Source organism: Mycobacterium sp. FW102-FHT13B02, from assembly GCF_058790275.1.
The window spans coordinates 70930-87247 of the sequence record NZ_JBYTCM010000025.1; the positions used below are offsets into that span (position 1 = coordinate 70930).

The 16318-nt window shown below is 66.2% G+C and carries 18 protein-coding genes; 17 read left to right on the forward strand and 1 reads right to left on the reverse strand.

All coding sequences use genetic code 11. From position 1 onward, the window contains the following. The 16 genes from AC3WTE_RS28400 to AC3WTE_RS28475 form a co-directional block, all read left to right on the forward strand. The coding region (locus AC3WTE_RS28400; protein WP_492442831.1) for an RNA polymerase sigma factor at positions 1 to 1160 on the forward strand (1160 nt) is incomplete at its 5' end. A 128-nt stretch (positions 1161 to 1288) separates the two neighbouring features. Continuing rightward, positions 1289 to 1525 (forward strand): 50S ribosomal protein L31, encoded by a 237-nt coding sequence (gene rpmE / locus AC3WTE_RS28405; RefSeq protein ID WP_455982682.1) that lies wholly within the window; start codon positions 1289 to 1291, stop codon positions 1523 to 1525. 95 nt (positions 1526 to 1620) lie between these two features. Then, a complete protein-coding gene (gene prfA / locus AC3WTE_RS28410) occupies positions 1621 to 2700 on the forward strand; it encodes a peptide chain release factor 1 (RefSeq protein ID WP_492442832.1) in 1080 nt (359 codons plus the stop codon). A gap of 9 nt (positions 2701 to 2709) precedes the next feature. Next, positions 2710 to 3543 carry a peptide chain release factor N(5)-glutamine methyltransferase gene (gene prmC, locus AC3WTE_RS28415; RefSeq protein ID WP_492442833.1) on the forward strand — a complete coding sequence of 278 codons (834 nt, stop codon included), beginning with the start codon at positions 2710 to 2712 and terminating at the stop codon, positions 3541 to 3543. Positions 3544 to 3586: 43 nt separating this feature from the next. After that, positions 3587 to 4246, forward strand: a complete 660-nt coding sequence (locus AC3WTE_RS28420) for an L-threonylcarbamoyladenylate synthase (protein ID WP_492442834.1) — start codon at positions 3587 to 3589, stop codon at positions 4244 to 4246. Continuing rightward, complete coding sequence (locus tag AC3WTE_RS28425; protein ID WP_138229120.1) at positions 4243 to 5439, forward strand: glycosyltransferase family 4 protein; 1197 nt, start codon at positions 4243 to 4245, stop codon at positions 5437 to 5439. The genes AC3WTE_RS28420 and AC3WTE_RS28425 overlap by 4 nt, the downstream gene beginning before the upstream one ends. Positions 5440 to 5698: 259 nt before the next feature. Beyond that, on the forward strand, positions 5699 to 6175 hold the full coding sequence (locus tag AC3WTE_RS28430) for an ATP synthase subunit I (protein WP_492442835.1): 477 nt from the start codon (positions 5699 to 5701) through the stop codon (positions 6173 to 6175). Positions 6176 to 6183: 8 nt separating this feature from the next. Continuing rightward, positions 6184 to 6936 (forward strand): F0F1 ATP synthase subunit A, encoded by a 753-nt coding sequence (gene atpB / locus AC3WTE_RS28435; protein ID WP_313888593.1) that lies wholly within the window; start codon positions 6184 to 6186, stop codon positions 6934 to 6936. 75 nt (positions 6937 to 7011) lie between these two features. Further along, a complete protein-coding gene (locus tag AC3WTE_RS28440; RefSeq protein WP_020104130.1) occupies positions 7012 to 7275 on the forward strand; it encodes a F0F1 ATP synthase subunit C in 264 nt (87 codons plus the stop codon). A gap of 9 nt (positions 7276 to 7284) precedes the next feature. Further along, the gene (locus AC3WTE_RS28445; RefSeq protein ID WP_459368821.1) at positions 7285 to 7809 is read left to right on the forward strand and encodes a F0F1 ATP synthase subunit B; all 525 of its coding nucleotides are present in this window, start codon (positions 7285 to 7287) and stop codon (positions 7807 to 7809) included. Beyond that, positions 7810 to 9150, forward strand: coding sequence for a F0F1 ATP synthase subunit B/delta (locus tag AC3WTE_RS28450; RefSeq protein ID WP_492442836.1), 1341 nt, complete (start codon positions 7810 to 7812; stop codon positions 9148 to 9150). 35 nt (positions 9151 to 9185) lie between these two features. Beyond that, on the forward strand, positions 9186 to 10835 hold the full coding sequence (gene atpA / locus AC3WTE_RS28455) for a F0F1 ATP synthase subunit alpha (protein WP_459368823.1): 1650 nt from the start codon (positions 9186 to 9188) through the stop codon (positions 10833 to 10835). 7 nt (positions 10836 to 10842) lie between these two features. Beyond that, positions 10843 to 11763, forward strand: coding sequence for a F0F1 ATP synthase subunit gamma (locus AC3WTE_RS28460; protein WP_492442837.1), 921 nt, complete (start codon positions 10843 to 10845; stop codon positions 11761 to 11763). Between the two features lie 24 nt (positions 11764 to 11787). Further along, positions 11788 to 13218: a F0F1 ATP synthase subunit beta gene (atpD, locus tag AC3WTE_RS28465; RefSeq protein ID WP_492442838.1), complete on the forward strand. Its 1431-nt coding sequence runs from the start codon at positions 11788 to 11790 to the stop codon at positions 13216 to 13218. Positions 13219 to 13287: 69 nt separating this feature from the next. Next, positions 13288 to 13653, forward strand: coding sequence for a F0F1 ATP synthase subunit epsilon (locus tag AC3WTE_RS28470; protein ID WP_043397041.1), 366 nt, complete (start codon positions 13288 to 13290; stop codon positions 13651 to 13653). Positions 13654 to 13660: 7 nt separating this feature from the next. Further along, a complete protein-coding gene (locus AC3WTE_RS28475; protein ID WP_459368826.1) occupies positions 13661 to 14107 on the forward strand; it encodes a DUF2550 domain-containing protein in 447 nt (148 codons plus the stop codon). Between the two features lies 1 nt (position 14108). Here the strand turns inward: AC3WTE_RS28475 and AC3WTE_RS28480 are convergent, their stop codons facing one another. Next, on the reverse strand, positions 14109 to 14708 hold the full coding sequence (locus tag AC3WTE_RS28480) for a cob(I)yrinic acid a,c-diamide adenosyltransferase (protein ID WP_492442839.1): 600 nt from the start codon (positions 14706 to 14708) through the stop codon (positions 14109 to 14111). Between the two features lie 71 nt (positions 14709 to 14779). On the opposite strand from AC3WTE_RS28480, the gene murA reads away from it, so the two are divergent. Further along, positions 14780 to 16033: a UDP-N-acetylglucosamine 1-carboxyvinyltransferase gene (gene murA, locus AC3WTE_RS28485; RefSeq protein ID WP_020104139.1), complete on the forward strand. Its 1254-nt coding sequence runs from the start codon at positions 14780 to 14782 to the stop codon at positions 16031 to 16033. Positions 16034 to 16318 lie beyond the last annotated feature (285 nt).

The window sequence follows — 16318 nt, forward strand, 5'->3', positions numbered from 1 at the left end:
GGGTCCTGGCCGCGCTCATCGGCATCCTCGGCGACTTCGAGCTCGCCGAGGATGCCGCGCAGGAGGCGTTCGTCCGCGCTGCCGAGCGGTGGCCCCGCGACGGCGTGCCAGACGCGCCGGTGGCCTGGCTGGTGCGGACCGGACGCAATGCGGCGGTCGACCGGCTGCGCCGCGAGCAGACGCTGCGCGCCAAAACCCGGCTGCTGCAAGCGGATCGACAGGCGACGACCATGGACGAGATCGACCTCGACGACAGCACCATCGGCGACGAACGCCTGCAGCTCATCTTCATGTGCTGCCATCCGGCGCTGGCCCGCGAGGCCCAGGTGGCCCTCACCCTGCGGGCCCTCGGCGGGCTGACGACGGCCGAGATCGGGCGCGCGTTCCTGGTCTCCGAGGACACGATGAAGCGCCGGCTCTCCCGCGCCAAGACCAAGATCAGGGCGACGAACATCCCGTTCGCCCTGCCGGCGGACCGGCTGCTGCCCGACCGGGTGGCGGCGGTGCTCGCGGTGATCTACCTGATCTTCAACCAGGGCTTCACCGAGCGCGGTGACCTGGCTGCCGATGCGATCAGGCTGGGCCGGCTCCTCGCGGAATTGTTGGCCGACGAGCCCGAGGCCTACGGGCTGCTGGCGCTGATGCTGCTGCACGATTCGCGACGAGCGGCCCGGGTGGTCGACGGCCGCGTGGTGCCGCTCGCCGAGCAGGACCGCACGGTGCACGACCAGGCCAAGGTCGATGCCGGACGGGCAGCTCTCGATCGCGCGCTGGCTTTGCGGCTGGCCGGCGGGCCCTATGTGCTGCAGGCCGCCATCGCCTCGTTGCAGGCCGAGGAGCAGATCGACTGGGACGAGGTGGTGGTCTTGTACGAGCGGCTCGAACAGCTGACCGGGTCGCCCGTCGTGGCCCTCAATCGCGCGGTGGCCATCGCCGAGGCCGGCGACCCCGGGCGGGCGCTGAACCTCATCGACGCGCTTGACTTGGGCGATTACCGCTACCTGCCGTCGACTCGGGCGGAATTGCTGCGGCGCCTGGGCCGGACCGACGAGGCGCGAACCGCGTTCGAACGCGCCCTGACATTGGCCGCGACCGACCCCGAACGACGATTCCTGGAGCATCGTCTGGCCGACCTGGGCCGGCGCGGCGCCCAGGAATAGTCGGCGGCCCGGACGCGTTTAGGACCTTGGCGGCTGACCTGGCATAATGGACCGCCGAACCCCCTCGGCTCCGGTTCACGTCCGAATAATCGGGCGACCCGGCGCCATCGATCACAGAGGACCATGAAATGAAATCGGGTATTCACCCCGCATACGTCGAGACCACCGTGGTCTGCGGTTGCGGCAACAGCTTCCAGACTCGTAGCACCAAGGAAAGCGGCCACATCGTGGTCGAGGTGTGCTCGCAGTGCCACCCGTTCTACACGGGCAAGCAGAAGCTTCTCGACACCGGCGGCCGCGTGGCCCGCTTCGAGAAGCGGTACGGCAAGCGCAACACCGGCTCGAAGGCCGCGTCCGAGAGCTAGCTTCGTTCACGGCGCCCGATCTGTCGCATTCGCGTCAGGTCCGGGCGCCGTTTTCGTATCCGGCACCCGGCACAGACAACCGCAGGAGTCCTCAAGTGGCAGAGACAGACACAGCGCCCCGCATCGAGGCACTGCTGGCCGAGCACGCCGATCTCGAACGGCAGCTGGGCGACCCGAACCTGCACGCTGATGCCGGCGCGGCCCGCAAGGTCGGTCGCCGGTTCGCGCAGGTGTCGCCCATCGTCGTCACCTATCGCAAGCTCGAGGCTGCCCGGGGTGACCTCGAAGCGGCCCGCGAGCTGGCCGCCGAGGACGCCGCGTTCGCCGCGGAGGTGCCCGAGCTGGAGGCCCGCGTCGCCGAACTCGACGCCAAGCTGACCGACCTGCTGGCCCCGCGTGATCCGCACGACGCCGACGACGTCGTCCTCGAGGTGAAGTCCGGTGAGGGCGGCGAGGAATCGGCCCTTTTCGCAGCCGACCTTGCGCGCATGTACATCCGCTACGCCGAGCGCCACGGTTGGACCGTGACGGTGCTCGACGAGACCTGGTCGGACCTCGGCGGCTACAAGGACGCCACCATCACCATCGCCAGCAAGGGCGACTCGGCCGACGGCGTGTGGTCGCGCATGAAATTCGAGGGCGGTGTCCATCGCGTGCAGCGCGTGCCCGTCACCGAATCCCAGGGTCGCGTGCACACCTCGGCAGCCGGCGTCCTGGTCTACCCGGAGCCCGAGGACGTCGAGCAGGTCCAGATCGACGAATCCGACCTGCGTATCGACGTCTACCGGTCGTCGGGCAAGGGCGGTCAGGGCGTCAACACCACCGACTCGGCGGTCCGCATCACGCACCTGCCCACCGGCATCGTCGTCACCTGCCAGAACGAGCGCTCGCAGCTGCAGAACAAGGCCCGCGCCATGGTGGTGCTCGCCGCCCGGCTGCAGGCGCTGGCCGAAGAGCAGGCCTCGGCGGACGCGTCCGCCGACCGCGCCAGCCAGATCCGCACCGTCGACCGCAGCGAGCGCATCCGGACCTACAACTTCCCCGAGAACCGGATCGCCGATCACCGCATCAACTTCAAGGCCCACAACCTCGACCAGGTGCTCGACGGCGACATGGACGCGCTGCTCGACGCCCTGGCGGCCGCCGACAAGCAGGCCCGGCTCGCGCAGGAGTGACCCGCAAGAGTGAGCTCCGTCCGACAAGCGATCGCTGACGCGGCGGCCGTGCTGGCCGCCGCGGGCGTCGACTCCGCCCGGGTCGACGCCGAATACCTTGCCGCGCACGCTGCCGGGGTTGACCGCGCCCGGGTGATGTTCGCCGAGCCCGACGCCGCGTTCTACGCGCATTTCCGTGACCTGGTGGAACGTCGCGCGCAGCGAATTCCCTTGCAGCACTTGGTCGGAACGGCCGCATTCGGTCCGGTGGAGGTGCAAGTCGGCCCGGGAGTGTTCATTCCCCGCCCGGAGACCGAGGCACTGCTGGAGTGGGCCATGAAGCAGCCGGTGCCGCCGAACTCGGTGATCGTGGACCTGTGCACCGGATCGGGCGCGCTGGCGTTGGCGTTGGCGCACACCTGGCCGCAGGCGAAGATCGTGGCCGTCGAGAAATCCCCGGAGGCCCTGGTCTACGCCCGGCGCAACTGTGCCGGCACCGCCGTCGAGGTGCTGGAGGCCGACGTCACTGTTCCCAGCCTGCTGGCAGACAGGGACGGCACAGTGGACCTGCTGGTATCCAACCCGCCGTACATCCCGGACGGTGCCGAGCTCGATCCCGAAGTCATCGACCACGACCCGGCCGCGGCCCTGTTCGGCGGGCCCGACGGCATGTCGGTCATCGTGCCGATCATCGCGCTGGCGGCGCGCTTGCTACGGCCCGGCGGCGCGTTGGGCATCGAGCACGACGACACCACGGCCGATCAGGTGGTGGCCGCGTTGGAGCGCGACGGTACGTTCGGAGGCATCACCGCGCGGAGCGATCTGACCGGGCGGCCCCGGTTCGTCACCGCGACTCGACGGTAAACGGGTCATGGCAACCGACGAATGCTTGCGTGAGGAGTCATAGATGGAGACGTTCGACTGCGGCGATGCGGCCAAGCGCGGCACTGGGATTGCCTCGGCGATCAGTGCGCTCAAGGGCGGTCGCCTGGTCGTGCTGCCCACCGACACCGTCTACGGGCTCGGCGCCGACGCCTTCAACGGCGAGGCGGTGGCGGCGCTGCTGGCCGCAAAGGGGAGGGGTCGCAACATGCCGGTCCCGGTCCTGGTCGGCTCCTGGCGCACCATCGACGGCCTGGTCTACTCCGTGCCGCCGTCTGCGCGCGACCTGATCGAGGCGTTCTGGCCGGGCGCGTTGAGCCTGGTGGTGCGCCAGGCCCCGTCGTTGTCGTGGGACCTCGGTGACACCAACGGCAGCGTCATGCTGCGCATGCCACTGCACCCCGTGGCCATCGAGCTGTTGCGCGAGGTCGGCCCCATGGCTGTGTCCAGCGCCAACATCTCCGGCCAGCCGCCCGCCGTCAACGCAGAGGAGGCGCGGGCGCAGCTGGGCGACAAGGTCGAGGTGTACCTGGACGCCGGACCGGCGACCAAGCAGGCCGCGTCCACGATCGTCGACCTCACCAGCGCGACCCCGCGGGTGCTGCGCGAAGGACCGATCTCCGTCGCGCAGATCGCCGACGTGCTCGGCGTCGAACTGGAGTCCCTGACCGGCGAGATGTCGTGACCGTAGTTGCCGACGCAGGCCGGCTGCTCGCGCAGATCGACCGGGGCACCGGGGTCCCGCTCCGGGAGCTGGTGCTGGTCGGTCTCACCGCGGCGATCATCACCTACTTCGCCACCGGCTGGGTGCGGGCGCTGGCCTTCCGGTTCGGTGCGGTCGCCTACCCGCGCGAACGTGACGTCCACGTCCAGCCGGTCCCGCGCATGGGCGGGCTGGCCATGTACATCGGGGTGGTCGCCGCCGTTCTGCTGGCCTCCCAATTGCCCGCCCTGACGCGAGGTTTCGTCTATTCGTCGGGTATGCCGGCGGTCGTGGTGGCGGGCGGCCTGATCATGCTCATCGGCCTGATCGACGACCGCTGGGGCCTGGACGCGCTGACCAAGTTCGCGGGCCAGATCACCGCGGCCAGCGTCCTGGTCACCATGGGTGTCGCGTGGAGTGTGCTGTACATCCCGATCGGCGGCGTCGGCACCATCGTGCTGGACCAGGCGTCGTCCATCCTGCTGACCCTGGCGCTGACGGTGTCGATCGTCAACGCGATGAACTTCGTCGACGGGCTCGACGGCCTGGCTGCCGGGCTCGGTCTCATCACCGCGTCGGCCATCTGCATCTTCTCGGTGGGGCTGCTGCGTGACCACGGCGGTGACGTGCTGTTCTACCCGCCGGCCGTCATCTCGGTGGTGCTTGCCGGCGCGTGTCTGGGTTTCCTGCCGCACAACTTCCATCCGGCCCGCATCTTCATGGGGGATTCCGGGTCCATGCTGATCGGCCTGATGCTGGCTGCCGCGTCGACCACCGCAGCCGGTCCGATTTCCCAGAACGCCTACGGCGCGCGCGACGTGTTTGCTTTGCTGTCGCCGTTCCTGTTGGTGGTTGCGGTGATGTTCGTGCCCGCCCTCGACATGCTGCTGGCGATCGTCCGTCGTACCCGGGCCGGCCTGAGCCCGTTCAGTCCCGACAAGATGCATCTGCACCATCGGCTGCTGCAGATCGGCCACTCGCACCGCCGCGTCGTCCTGCTCATCTACCTATGGGTGGGCATCGTGGCGCTGGGGGCGGCCAGCACCATTTTCTTCGACCCCCGATACACGGGTGCGGTGATGCTCGGGGCCATCCTGCTGGCCGCTGTTTTCACCCTGATTCCGCTCCTGCGGCGGCGCGATGACCTGCCAGAAGGCGAGTACGACAAAAAGTAGTAGGTGCCCGTTTTTGGGTGCCCACCATGTGGTACGGTTCTGGCAGAACCCGAAAAACCTCGCGGGTTGCCGGCCCGGCCCATCGGTTCGCACAAGCCGATCGGCGCCGAATGACGACCGACAAAGGGAGCTTCCCCTTGGGTGATTCCAGTGTGCCCGACGCGCTCGATGTGACCTTCGATACGCTCTGTGGGCACGCACACAGGATTGCCAGGTATATGGGGACGGCACTCGTGACCGCGGGATTGAGGTGAACACCATGACGACACCAGCGCAGGACGCGCCTTTGGTGTTGCCGGCAGTGGCTTTTCGGCCCGTGCGTTTGTTTGCTGTCTCGCTCCTCGTGACGGCCATCGCGCTCGGCGGCGGCTACGCAGTGAGCGGCAATCTCAAGTTCGGCGCCTTCTTCGGTCTGGGAATGGCGCTCGGTCTGACCAACGCCCTGATGGTCCGTCGCGCGGTCGCCAAGGTCACCGCCAAGGATCACCCCCTGAAGATGCAGATGGCAGCCAACTCCGCGATGCGGCTGGTGGTCATCTCGGTGATCGCCCTGCTGATCACCTGGTTCTTCAAGCCGGCCGGTATCGGTGTCCTCTTCGGGGTGGCGCTGTTCCAGGCGATTCTTGTCATGAGCACCGCATTGCCGGTGATGAAGAAGGTCCGCGCCGGCCAGCGTGACGGTGGTGCCGGTGCCGACCAACCAGAAGCACACGACGGATCAGAAGCAAAGGACTGACGACCCAAGTGATTCAACAATTCGCCGCCGAGGCCGCCATCGAGGTCGGCCACCACGAGCAGCACGAGCTGTGGGGCTACACCTTCAACGTCGACACGATCATCGCCACCAGCGTGGCCGCGGTCATCGTCATCGCGTTGGCCTTCTTCGTGAAGGCGAAGGTGACCTCCACCGGAGTGCCCGGCGGTGTTCAGCTGTTCTTCGAGGCCATCACCATCCAGATGCGCCAGCAGATCGAGACTGCGATCGGTATGAAGGTCGCTCCGTTCGTGCTGCCGCTGGCCGTCACGATCTTCACCTTCATCCTGATCTCCAACTGGCTCTCGGTCCTGCCGGTGCAGTTCGGTGGGGAAGACGGTGGCGCTAAGGAGCTGCTGGCCCCGCCGGCGTCGGACATCAACTACGTGTTGGCGCTCGCGCTGTTCGTGTTCCTCTGCTACCACGCTGCGGGCATCTGGCGCCGGGGTGTGTTCGGCCACTTCAAGAAGCTGCTGAAGGGTCACGTCGCGGTCCTGGCTCCGATCAACATCGTCGAGGAGATCGCCAAGCCGGTCTCGCTGTCTCTGCGACTCTTCGGAAACATGTTCGCCGGCGGCATCCTGGTCGCCCTGATCGCGATGTTCCCCTGGTACGTGCAGTGGGCGCCGAACGCCATCTGGAAGACCTTCGACCTGTTCGTCGGTCTGATCCAGGCGTTCATCTTCGCGCTGCTGACCATCTTGTACTTCAGCCAGTCGATGGAACTCGACGAGCACCACTAAGTCCCGCAAGACCTGTAGGAACCACAAATAAGACCCTGGTAGCGCAGCTACCAGTTACCAAGGAGGAAAAAGAGAATGGCCGACGCAGCAACGAACGCCACTATCATCCAGGGCGCCCTCATCGGCGGTGGCTTGATCATGGCCGGTGGCGCCATCGGTGCCGGTATCGGTGACGGTATCGCCGGTAACGCGCTGATCTCGGGCATCGCCCGCCAGCCGGAGGCCCAGGGCCGCCTGTTCACCCCGTTCTTCATCACCGTCGGTCTGGTGGAAGCCGCGTACTTCATCAACCTGGCCTTCATGGCGCTCTTCGTGTTCGCCACCCCGGGCCTGTCGTAATCCGTCGACATGGGTGAATTGAGCGCAACCATCCTGGCCTCGGGCCAGGCAGCAGCAGAAGGTGGCGGGGGTCAGAACTTCCTGATCCCCAACGCGACCTTCTTCGTCGTGCTGATCATCTTCCTGATCGTGCTCGGCGTGATCGGCAAGTGGGTTGTGCCACCGATCAGCAAGGTCTTGGTCGAACGCGAGGAAATGCTGGCCAAGACCGCTGCTGACAACCGGAAGTCGGCTGAGCAGGTGGCCGCCGCAGAGGCGGACTACAACGCGGCGATGGCGGGTGCCCGCACGGAGGCTTCGGCCATCCGTGACGAGGCCCGCAACGAGGGCCGCAAGGTCGTCGACCAGGCGCGTGCAGCGGCAAGTGGTGAGGTGGCCGAAACCCTCAAAGGTGCCGACCAGGCACTGTCCGCGCAGCGGCAGTCCACAGAGGCCGAACTGCAGTCGTCGGTCGACAACCTGTCCCAGACGCTGGCGAGCCGCATCCTCGGTGTGGAGTTGGCATCTGACGTGAAATCAGGCGGGAGCCACTAGATGGAAATCTTCATCGGGCAGCTGATCGGCTTTGCCGTCATCGTGTTCATCATCTGGAAGTACGTCGTGCCTCCGGTGAAGGGCTTGATGGCCAAGCAGCAGGAAGCCGTTCGTGTCGCGCTGGCCGAAAGTGCCGAAGCTGCACAGAAACTCGCCGACGCCGACAAGATGCACGCCAAGGCTCTCGCCGACGCCAATGCAGAGTCGGCCAAGGTGACCGACGAGGCCCGGCACGATTCGCAGCGCATCGTCGAGCAGCTCACCGAGCAGGCCGCTATCGACGCTGAGCGGATCAAGGCGCAGGGCGGCCAGCACGTCGAGTTGATGCGCCAGGGCGTGATCCGCGAGCTCCGTCAGGAGCTGGGCGCGGAGTCGGTGGCCAAGGCCGACGAACTGGTGCGCCGGTACGTCGCCGAGCCCGCCGCTCAGGCCGGCACCGTGGACCGCTTCCTCGCGGATCTGGAACAGATGGCGCCGTCCGCCGCTGAGGTCGGTACCCACGCCGAGGTGAAGCTGCGGGCCGCGAGCCGGGATTCACTGAACGCGCTGGTCACCAAGTTCGACGCCACTGCAGGCAGTCTCGATGCGGCGGCGCTGACCGCGCTGGCCGATGATCTGGCTGCCGTCACCCGGCTGCTGCTGACCGAGGTCAACCTCGCCCGGCACCTGGCCGAACCCGCCGACGACGCGGCCCCCAAGGTCACCCTGCTGGATGCGGTGCTGTCCGGCAAGATCGGCGCCCCCGCTCTGGAGCTGCTGCGCTCCGCGGTGTCGTCGCGGTGGTCGGAGCAGCCCGATCTGGTCGACGCCATCGAGCACGTCGCTCGCCTGGCGCTGATCAAACGGGCCGAGGTCAACGGTGAGGTCGCCGAGGTCGAGGACCAGCTGTTCCGGTTCAGCCGTGTGCTGGACGCGCAGCCGCGCCTGTCGACGCTGCTCGGTGACTACGGCACTCCGGTCGACGGCCGAGTTGCCTTGCTGGACAACGTGCTTACCGGTGCCCACGGCTCGCTCAACAGCACCGTCAAGGCGCTGCTGACGCAGACCGTGAGCCTGCTGCGCGGCGAACGTGCCGACCAGGCGGTCCTCGATCTGGCCGAGCTGGCAGTCGCCCGCCGCGGTGAGGTTGTTGCCCACGTGGAGGCTGCCGCGGCGCTGTCCGATGCCCAGCGGACCCGACTCGCGTCGGTCCTGACCCGCATCTACGGCCACCCGGTGTCCGTCCAGCTGCATGTCGATCCGAGCCTCCTCGGTGGTCTGACCATCACCGTCGGTGACGAGGTGATCGACGGCTCCATCTCGTCACGACTGGCTGCCGCCTCCAATCGGCTGCCCGACTAACTCCGAAACACCCAAGACTAGGAAGACCAAAAACCATGGCAGAGTTGACAATCTCGGCTGCTGATATCGAAGGTGCCATCGAGAACTACGTAACGACGTTCTCGGCCTCGACCGATCGTGAAGAGATCGGCACTGTCGTCGACGCCGGTGACGGCATCGCACACGTCGAGGGTCTGCCCTCGGTTATGACGCAGGAGCTCCTCGAGTTCCCCGGCGGTGTTCTGGGCGTGGCCCTGAACCTCGACGAGCACAGCGTCGGTGCGGTCATCTTGGGTGATTTCGCGAAGATCGAAGAGGGCCAGCAGGTCAAGCGCACCGGAGAGGTGCTCTCGGTGCCGGTCGGCGATGAGTTCCTCGGCCGCGTCATCAACCCGCTGGGTGAGCCCATCGACGGTCAGGGCGAGATCAAGGCCGAGACCCGTCGTGCCCTCGAGCTCCAGGCCCCGTCGGTCGTGCAGCGCCAGAGCGTCAGCGAGCCGCTGCAGACCGGTATCAAGGCCATCGACGCCATGACCCCGATCGGCCGCGGCCAGCGCCAGCTCATCATCGGTGACCGCAAGACCGGCAAGACCGCCGTCTGCGTCGACACCATCCTGAACCAGCGCGAGGCCTGGGAGACCGGCGACCCGAAGCAGCAGGTGCGCTGCGTCTACGTCGCTATCGGCCAGAAGGGCACCACCATCGCCAGCGTGAAGCGTGCGCTGGAAGAGGGTGGCGCCATGGAGTACACGACCATCGTCGCGGCTCCCGCCTCTGACCCCGCCGGCTTCAAGTGGCTGGCCCCGTACACCGGTTCGGCCATCGGCCAGCACTGGATGTACAACGGCAAGCACGTCCTGATCGTGTTCGACGACCTGTCCAAGCAGGCCGACGCCTACCGCGCCATCTCGCTGCTGCTGCGTCGCCCGCCGGGCCGCGAAGCCTTCCCGGGTGACGTCTTCTACTTGCACTCCCGTCTGCTGGAGCGTTGCGCGAAGCTGTCCGACGAGCTCGGTGGTGGTTCGATGACGGGTCTGCCGGTGATCGAGACCAAGGCCAACGACATCTCGGCGTTCATTCCGACCAACGTCATCTCGATCACCGACGGCCAGTGCTTCCTGGAGTCCGACCTGTTCAACCAGGGTGTTCGCCCGGCCGTGAACGTCGGTGTGTCGGTGTCCCGCGTCGGTGGTGCCGCCCAGATCAAGGCCATGAAGGAAGTGGCGGGCTCGCTGCGTCTGGACCTGTCGCAGTACCGCGAGCTGGAGGCCTTCGCGGCGTTCGCCTCGGACCTGGACGCCGCTTCGAAGGCTCAGCTGGACCGCGGTGTTCGCCTGGTCGAGCTGCTCAAGCAGCCGCAGTACAGCCCGCTGGCGGTCGAGGACCAGGTCATCGAGATCTTCCTCGGCACTCAGGGCCACCTGGATTCGGTTCCGGTCGAGGACGTTTCACGTTTCTCTGCGGAGCTGCTGGAGCACGTGAAGGCCAGCCACGCCGACATCCTCGACGGCATCAAGTCGACGAAGAAGCTCTCCGAGGAGAACGAGGAGAAGCTGGTCTCGGTCATCAACGAGTTCAAGAAGGGCTTCGCCGCCACCGACGGCAGCTCGGTCGTCGTCAAGGAAGCCGCTGCCGAGGCACTGGATCCCGCTGACCTCGGCCAGGAGTCGGTGAAGGTCCACAAGCCGGCACCGAAGAAGGCCTAGGTAACCAATGGCAGCCACACTGCGCGAGCTACGCGGACGTATCAAATCCGCCTCGTCGATCAAGAAGATCACGAAGGCGCAGGAGCTGATCGCCACGTCGCGGATCGCCAAGGCGCAGGCCCGGGTTGATGCAGCCCGGCCCTACGCAACTGAGATTACCAACATGCTCACCGAGCTTGCGGGAGCCAGCGCGCTGGATCACCCGCTGCTCGTCGAGCGGGAGAATCCCCGGCGTGCCGGGGTGCTGGTGGTGTCGTCGGACCGCGGCCTGTGCGGCGGCTACAACGCCAACGTGCTGCGCCGGGCCGAGGAACTGTTCTCGCTGTTGCGTGAAGAGGGCAAGGAACCGGTGCTGTATGTGGTCGGCCGAAAGGCCTTGGGCTACTACAGCTTCCGCGGGCGTTCGGTCATCGAGTCCTGGACCGGTTTCTCGGAGCGTCCGGAGTACGTCAACGCCAAGGAGATCGCCGACACGCTGGTATCGGCATTCATGGCGGGTGCCGATGACCAGGGTGACGGACCGGGAGCCGACGGCATCTTGGGTGTCGACGAACTGCACATCGTCTCGACAGAGTTCAAGTCGATGCTGTCGCAGACCGCCGAGGCCGTGCGGATCGCACCGCTGGCCGTCGAGTACACGGGGGAGCCGACCGGCGTCCACACGCTGTACTCGTTCGAGCCGAGTGCGGACACGTTGTTCGATGCGCTGCTGCCGCGGTACATCGCGACGCGTGTCTACGCGGCACTGCTTGAGGCCGCGGCCTCGGAGTCGGCTTCGCGTCGACGCGCCATGAAGTCGGCAACGGACAACGCCGACGACCTGATCAAGGCCCTGACCCTCGCCGCGAACCGCGAGCGCCAGGCCCAGATCACCCAGGAAATCAGCGAAATCGTCGGTGGCGCCAATGCGCTGGCCGACGCGAAATAGGCCCCGTAGGAAGCGAAGAGAGATATGACTTCTGCTGTAGAGACCAAGACCACTGGTCGCGTGGTTCGCATCACCGGCCCGGTGGTGGACATCGAATTCCCGCGTGGCTCGGTGCCCGAACTGTTCAACGCCCTGCACGCCGACATCACCTTCGGTGCGCTGGCCAAGACCCTGACCCTCGAGGTCGCCCAGCACCTCGGTGACCATCTGGTGCGCTGCATCTCGATGCAGCCGACCGACGGCCTGGTGCGTGGCACCGACGTCCGCGACACCGGTGCCTCGATCTCGGTGCCCGTCGGCGACGGCGTCAAGGGCCACGTGTTCAACGCTCTGGGTGACTGCCTCGACGAGCCGGGTTACGGCAAGGAGTTCGAGCACTGGTCCATCCACCGCAAGCCGCCGGCCTTCGCCGACCTGGAGCCCCGCACCGAGATGCTGGAGACCGGTCTGAAGGTCGTCGACCTGCTCACGCCGTACGTGCGTGGTGGCAAGATCGCCCTGTTCGGTGGTGCCGGTGTGGGTAAGACGGTTCTGATCCAGGAGATGATCAACCGTATCGCCCGCAACTTCGGTGGTACCTCGGTGTTCGCCGGCGTCGGTGAGCGCACCCGTGAGGGCAACGACCTGTGGGTCGAGCTCGCGGACGCGAACGTGCTCAAGGACACCGCCCTGGTGTTCGGCCAGATGGACGAGCCGCCAGGCACTCGTATGCGCGTCGCCCTGTCGGCCCTGACCATGGCCGAGTACTTCCGCGACGAGCAGAACCAGGACGTGCTGCTCTTCATCGACAACATCTTCCGGTTCACCCAGGCCGGTTCCGAGGTTTCGACCCTGCTGGGTCGTATGCCTTCGGCCGTGGGTTACCAGCCGACGCTGGCCGACGAGATGGGTGAGCTTCAGGAGCGCATCACCTCGACCCGTGGTCGTTCCATCACCTCGATGCAGGCCGTGTACGTGCCCGCCGACGACTACACCGACCCGGCCCCGGCCACCACGTTCGCCCACCTGGACGCCACCACCGAGCTCTCTCGTGCGGTGTTCTCCAAGGGCATCTTCCCGGCCGTGGACCCGCTGGCGTCGTCCTCGACGATCCTGCACCCCAGCGTCGTCGGCGACGAGCACTACCGGGTTGCTCAGGAAGTCATCCGAATCCTGCAGCGCTACAAGGACCTTCAGGACATCATCGCCATCCTCGGTATCGACGAGCTGTCGGAAGAGGACAAGGTGCTGGTGTACCGCGCGCGTAAGATCGAGCGCTTCCTGAGCCAGAACATGATGGCCGCCGAGCAGTTCACCGGCCAGCCGGGTTCGACGGTGCCGCTGAAGGAGACCATCGAGGCGTTCGACCGTCTCGCCAAGGGCGACTTCGACCACCTGCCGGAGCAGGCGTTCTTCCTCATCGGTGGTCTCGACGACCTGGCGAAGAAGGCCGAAAGCCTCGGCGCCAAGCTGTGATCTCGTTGGTTACCCATGCGCTGAGCGCTTGCGCGAAGAGCAAACAACACAGTCGAAAGGTGGTGTGACATGGCCGAAATGGACGTCGAGATCGTCGCCGTCGAGCGCGCGCTGTGGACGGGCAAGGCCACATTCGTCTTCACTCGCACCACCGCCGGCGAGATCGGCATCCTGCCCCGGCACATCCCGTTGGTCGGCCAGCTGGTCGAGGACGCGATGGTCCGGGTCGAGCGCGAGGGCGAGGATGATCTGCGGATCGCGGTGTCCGGTGGGTTCCTCTCGGTGACCGAGGAGACCGTGCGGATTCTCGTGGAAGATGCGGCGCTGGAGTCGGAGATCGATGCGCATGCGGCCAAGGCCGATGCCGCGTCTGACGACGAGGCGACCGCTGCGTGGGGCCGGGCGCGTCTGCGCGCCGTAGGCCAGCTCGACTGATACCCCGATGAGCGCGTCCATGTTGATGATGGTCGCGCTCGTCGGCGTGTTGGTGCTGGCTGTTGCCGCACTGAGTTATCGCTTGTGGAAGTTGCGTCAGGTTGGCGGCACCGCCGCCATCCTGCGCGACTACCCAGCTGCCGGCGGCCACGGGTGGCGGCATGGAGTCATGCGCTACCGCGGTGGTGAGGCCGGCTTTTATCGTTTGTCGAGCCTGCGCTGGTGGCCCGACCGCAGACTGTCCCGTCGTGGCCTGGAAGTCGTCGGGCGCCGCGCCCCGCGGGGCGACGAATTCGACATCATGACCGATCAGACGGTCATTCTCGAGCTGCGTGACAACAGTCCCGAACGGCGCAGGGGTTACGAAATTGCTTTGGACCGTGGAGCTTTGACGGCTTTCACGTCGTGGCTCGAGGCCCGGCCGTCGCCGCGGTCCCGGCGCCGCGCGGTCTGAATTACGATCCTTCCGCTGTTTCCCCATTACCGCGTCCCGCGGCGGGCTGCCACAGCACATCACCGTCAGGGTTCGCGACCCGCGACAGGATGAACAGTAGATCCGACAGCCGGTTCAGATATTTGGCCGGCAGGACGCTGACGCTGTCGCCGTGTTCATCGATTGCCTGCCAGGCCGCCCGCTCCGCCCGCCGAACCACGGTCCGGGCGACGTGCAGGTACGCCGACAGCGGAGTGCCGCCGGGCAGGATGAACGACGTGAGCTTCGACAGCGGCTCGTTGAACTCGTCGCACCAGGCTTCGAGCCGATCGATGTACGGCTGGGTGATTCGCAGCGGCGGATATTCCGGATTCTCGACCACAGGAGTCGACAGGTCGGCACCCGCATCGAAGAGATCATTCTGAATCTGCAGGAGTACCAAGCGGATTCGTTCATCAGGCGCGCCTGCCGAGACCGCGACGCCAATCGCGGCGTTGGCTTCGTCACAGTCGGCGTAGGCGGCCAGGCGCGAATCGTTCTTCGACACGCGGCTGAAATCGCTGAGCCCGGTCGACCCGTCGTCGCCGGTCCGGGTGTAGATGCGGGTCAGGTGCACAGCCATGGTGAAACCGTACTCGCGGTGACTTCTTTGTGGCCTGACACCGGCCTCCGCCGCTGTCTACACTTAGCCGCGTGAGCGAGCGTTTCGTGGTGACTGGGGGTAGCCGGTTGTCCGGCGAGGTTGCCGTGGGGGGCGCTAAGAACAGCGTGCTGAAGCTGATGGCCGCAGCGTTGTTGGCTGAAGGCACCACCACGATCACCAACTGTCCGGACATCCTGGATGTGCCGTTGATGGCAGAGGTGCTGCGTGGTCTCGGAGCGACTGTTGAGCTCGACGGCGACGTTGCCCGGATCACCTCGCCCGACGAGCCCAAGTACGACGCGGATTTCGCCGCGGTCCGGCAGTTCCGCGCTTCGGTGTGTGTGCTCGGTCCGCTGGTAGGGCGCTGCAAGAAGGCGAAAGTCGCATTACCCGGCGGCGACGCGATCGGATCGCGACCCCTGGACATGCATCAATCCGGCCTGCGCCAGCTCGGTGCCCGGTGCAACATCGAGCACGGTTGCGTGGTTGCAGAAGCTGACCACCTGCGCGGGGCGGAGATTCAGCTCGAGTTCCCGTCGGTGGGGGCGACAGAGAACATCCTGATGGCGGCGGTGCTCGCCGAGGGTGTGACCGTCATCCACAACGCGGCACGTGAGCCGGACATCGTCGACATCTGCGACATGCTGAACCAGATGGGCGCCAAGGTCAGTGGGGGAGGGACCTCGACCCTCACCATCACCGGGGTGGACAAGCTGCATCCGACGGAGCACCGGGTGATCGGTGACCGGATTGTGGCAGCGACCTGGGGAATTGCCGCGGCGATGACGCGAGGCGACGTCGCGGTGACGGGTGTGGATCCGCAGCATCTGCAGCTGGTGCTGCACAAACTCCACGATGCCGGCGCGACCGTGACGCAGCACGACAACGGTTTCCGGGTCGTGCAGTACGAACGGCCGAAGGCGGTCAACGTCGCGACCCTGCCGTATCCGGGATTCCCCACCGACCTGCAGCCCATGGCCATCGGGTTGGCGTGCATCGCCGAGGGCACGTCGATGATCACCGAGAACGTGTTCGAAGCGCGGTTCCGGTTCGTCGAGGAGATGATCCGCCTGGGCGCGGACGCCCGGACCGACGGACATCACGCGGTGGTCCGCGGAATTCCGCAATTGTCGAGTGCACCGGTGTGGGCCTCGGATATTCGTGCCGGCGCCGGTTTGGTGTTGGCGGGATTGGTTGCCGACGGCGATACCGAGGTTCATGACGTTTTCCATATCGATCGCGGATACCCGTTGTTCGTGGAGAACCTCGTAAGTCTGGGCGCGGAGGTCGAACGAGTCAGTTGACGGCCGTTGGCGTGTCGCGCTGAGCCTTCCGGCGGACTGCCGCGTGACGCGTTTTGGGCGAAAAACCGCCCATATGCAGCCGTTTTGTAAAATCAAGATCAGCCCGCTAATGTATTCCAAGTCAGCAGCGAGCGGGGCCGAAAAAGCCCAGAGCAAGAGCTTGACAGCCCGACCAAGAGGTAGTAGGTTGGTGGGGTTGCCCGAAAACGGCGTGTTGTTTGAGAACTCAATAGTGTGTTTGGTGGTTTTTGTTTGTTGTTTTTTGACTGCGCCTCGTGTTTTCCC

Bases quoted from the DNA above. Each gene is read 5' to 3' on its own strand.
- rpmE (WP_455982682.1), top strand. From the start codon at position 1,289: ATGAAATCGGGTATTCACCCCGCATACGTCGAGACCACCGTGGTCTGC.
- AC3WTE_RS28420 (WP_492442834.1), top strand. From the start codon at position 3,587: ATGGAGACGTTCGACTGCGGCGATGCGGCCAAGCGCGGCACTGGGATT.
- AC3WTE_RS28430 (WP_492442835.1), top strand. From the start codon at position 5,699: ATGACGACACCAGCGCAGGACGCGCCTTTGGTGTTGCCGGCAGTGGCT.
- AC3WTE_RS28440 (WP_020104130.1), top strand. From the start codon at position 7,012: ATGGCCGACGCAGCAACGAACGCCACTATCATCCAGGGCGCCCTCATC.
- AC3WTE_RS28445 (WP_459368821.1), top strand. From the start codon at position 7,285: ATGGGTGAATTGAGCGCAACCATCCTGGCCTCGGGCCAGGCAGCAGCA.
- AC3WTE_RS28450 (WP_492442836.1), top strand. From the start codon at position 7,810: ATGGAAATCTTCATCGGGCAGCTGATCGGCTTTGCCGTCATCGTGTTC.
- atpA (WP_459368823.1), top strand. From the start codon at position 9,186: ATGGCAGAGTTGACAATCTCGGCTGCTGATATCGAAGGTGCCATCGAG.
- AC3WTE_RS28460 (WP_492442837.1), top strand. From the start codon at position 10,843: ATGGCAGCCACACTGCGCGAGCTACGCGGACGTATCAAATCCGCCTCG.
- atpD (WP_492442838.1), top strand. From the start codon at position 11,788: ATGACTTCTGCTGTAGAGACCAAGACCACTGGTCGCGTGGTTCGCATC.
- AC3WTE_RS28470 (WP_043397041.1), top strand. From the start codon at position 13,288: ATGGCCGAAATGGACGTCGAGATCGTCGCCGTCGAGCGCGCGCTGTGG.
- AC3WTE_RS28475 (WP_459368826.1), top strand. From the start codon at position 13,661: ATGAGCGCGTCCATGTTGATGATGGTCGCGCTCGTCGGCGTGTTGGTG.
- AC3WTE_RS28480 (WP_492442839.1), bottom strand. From the start codon at position 14,708: ATGGCTGTGCACCTGACCCGCATCTACACCCGGACCGGCGACGACGGG.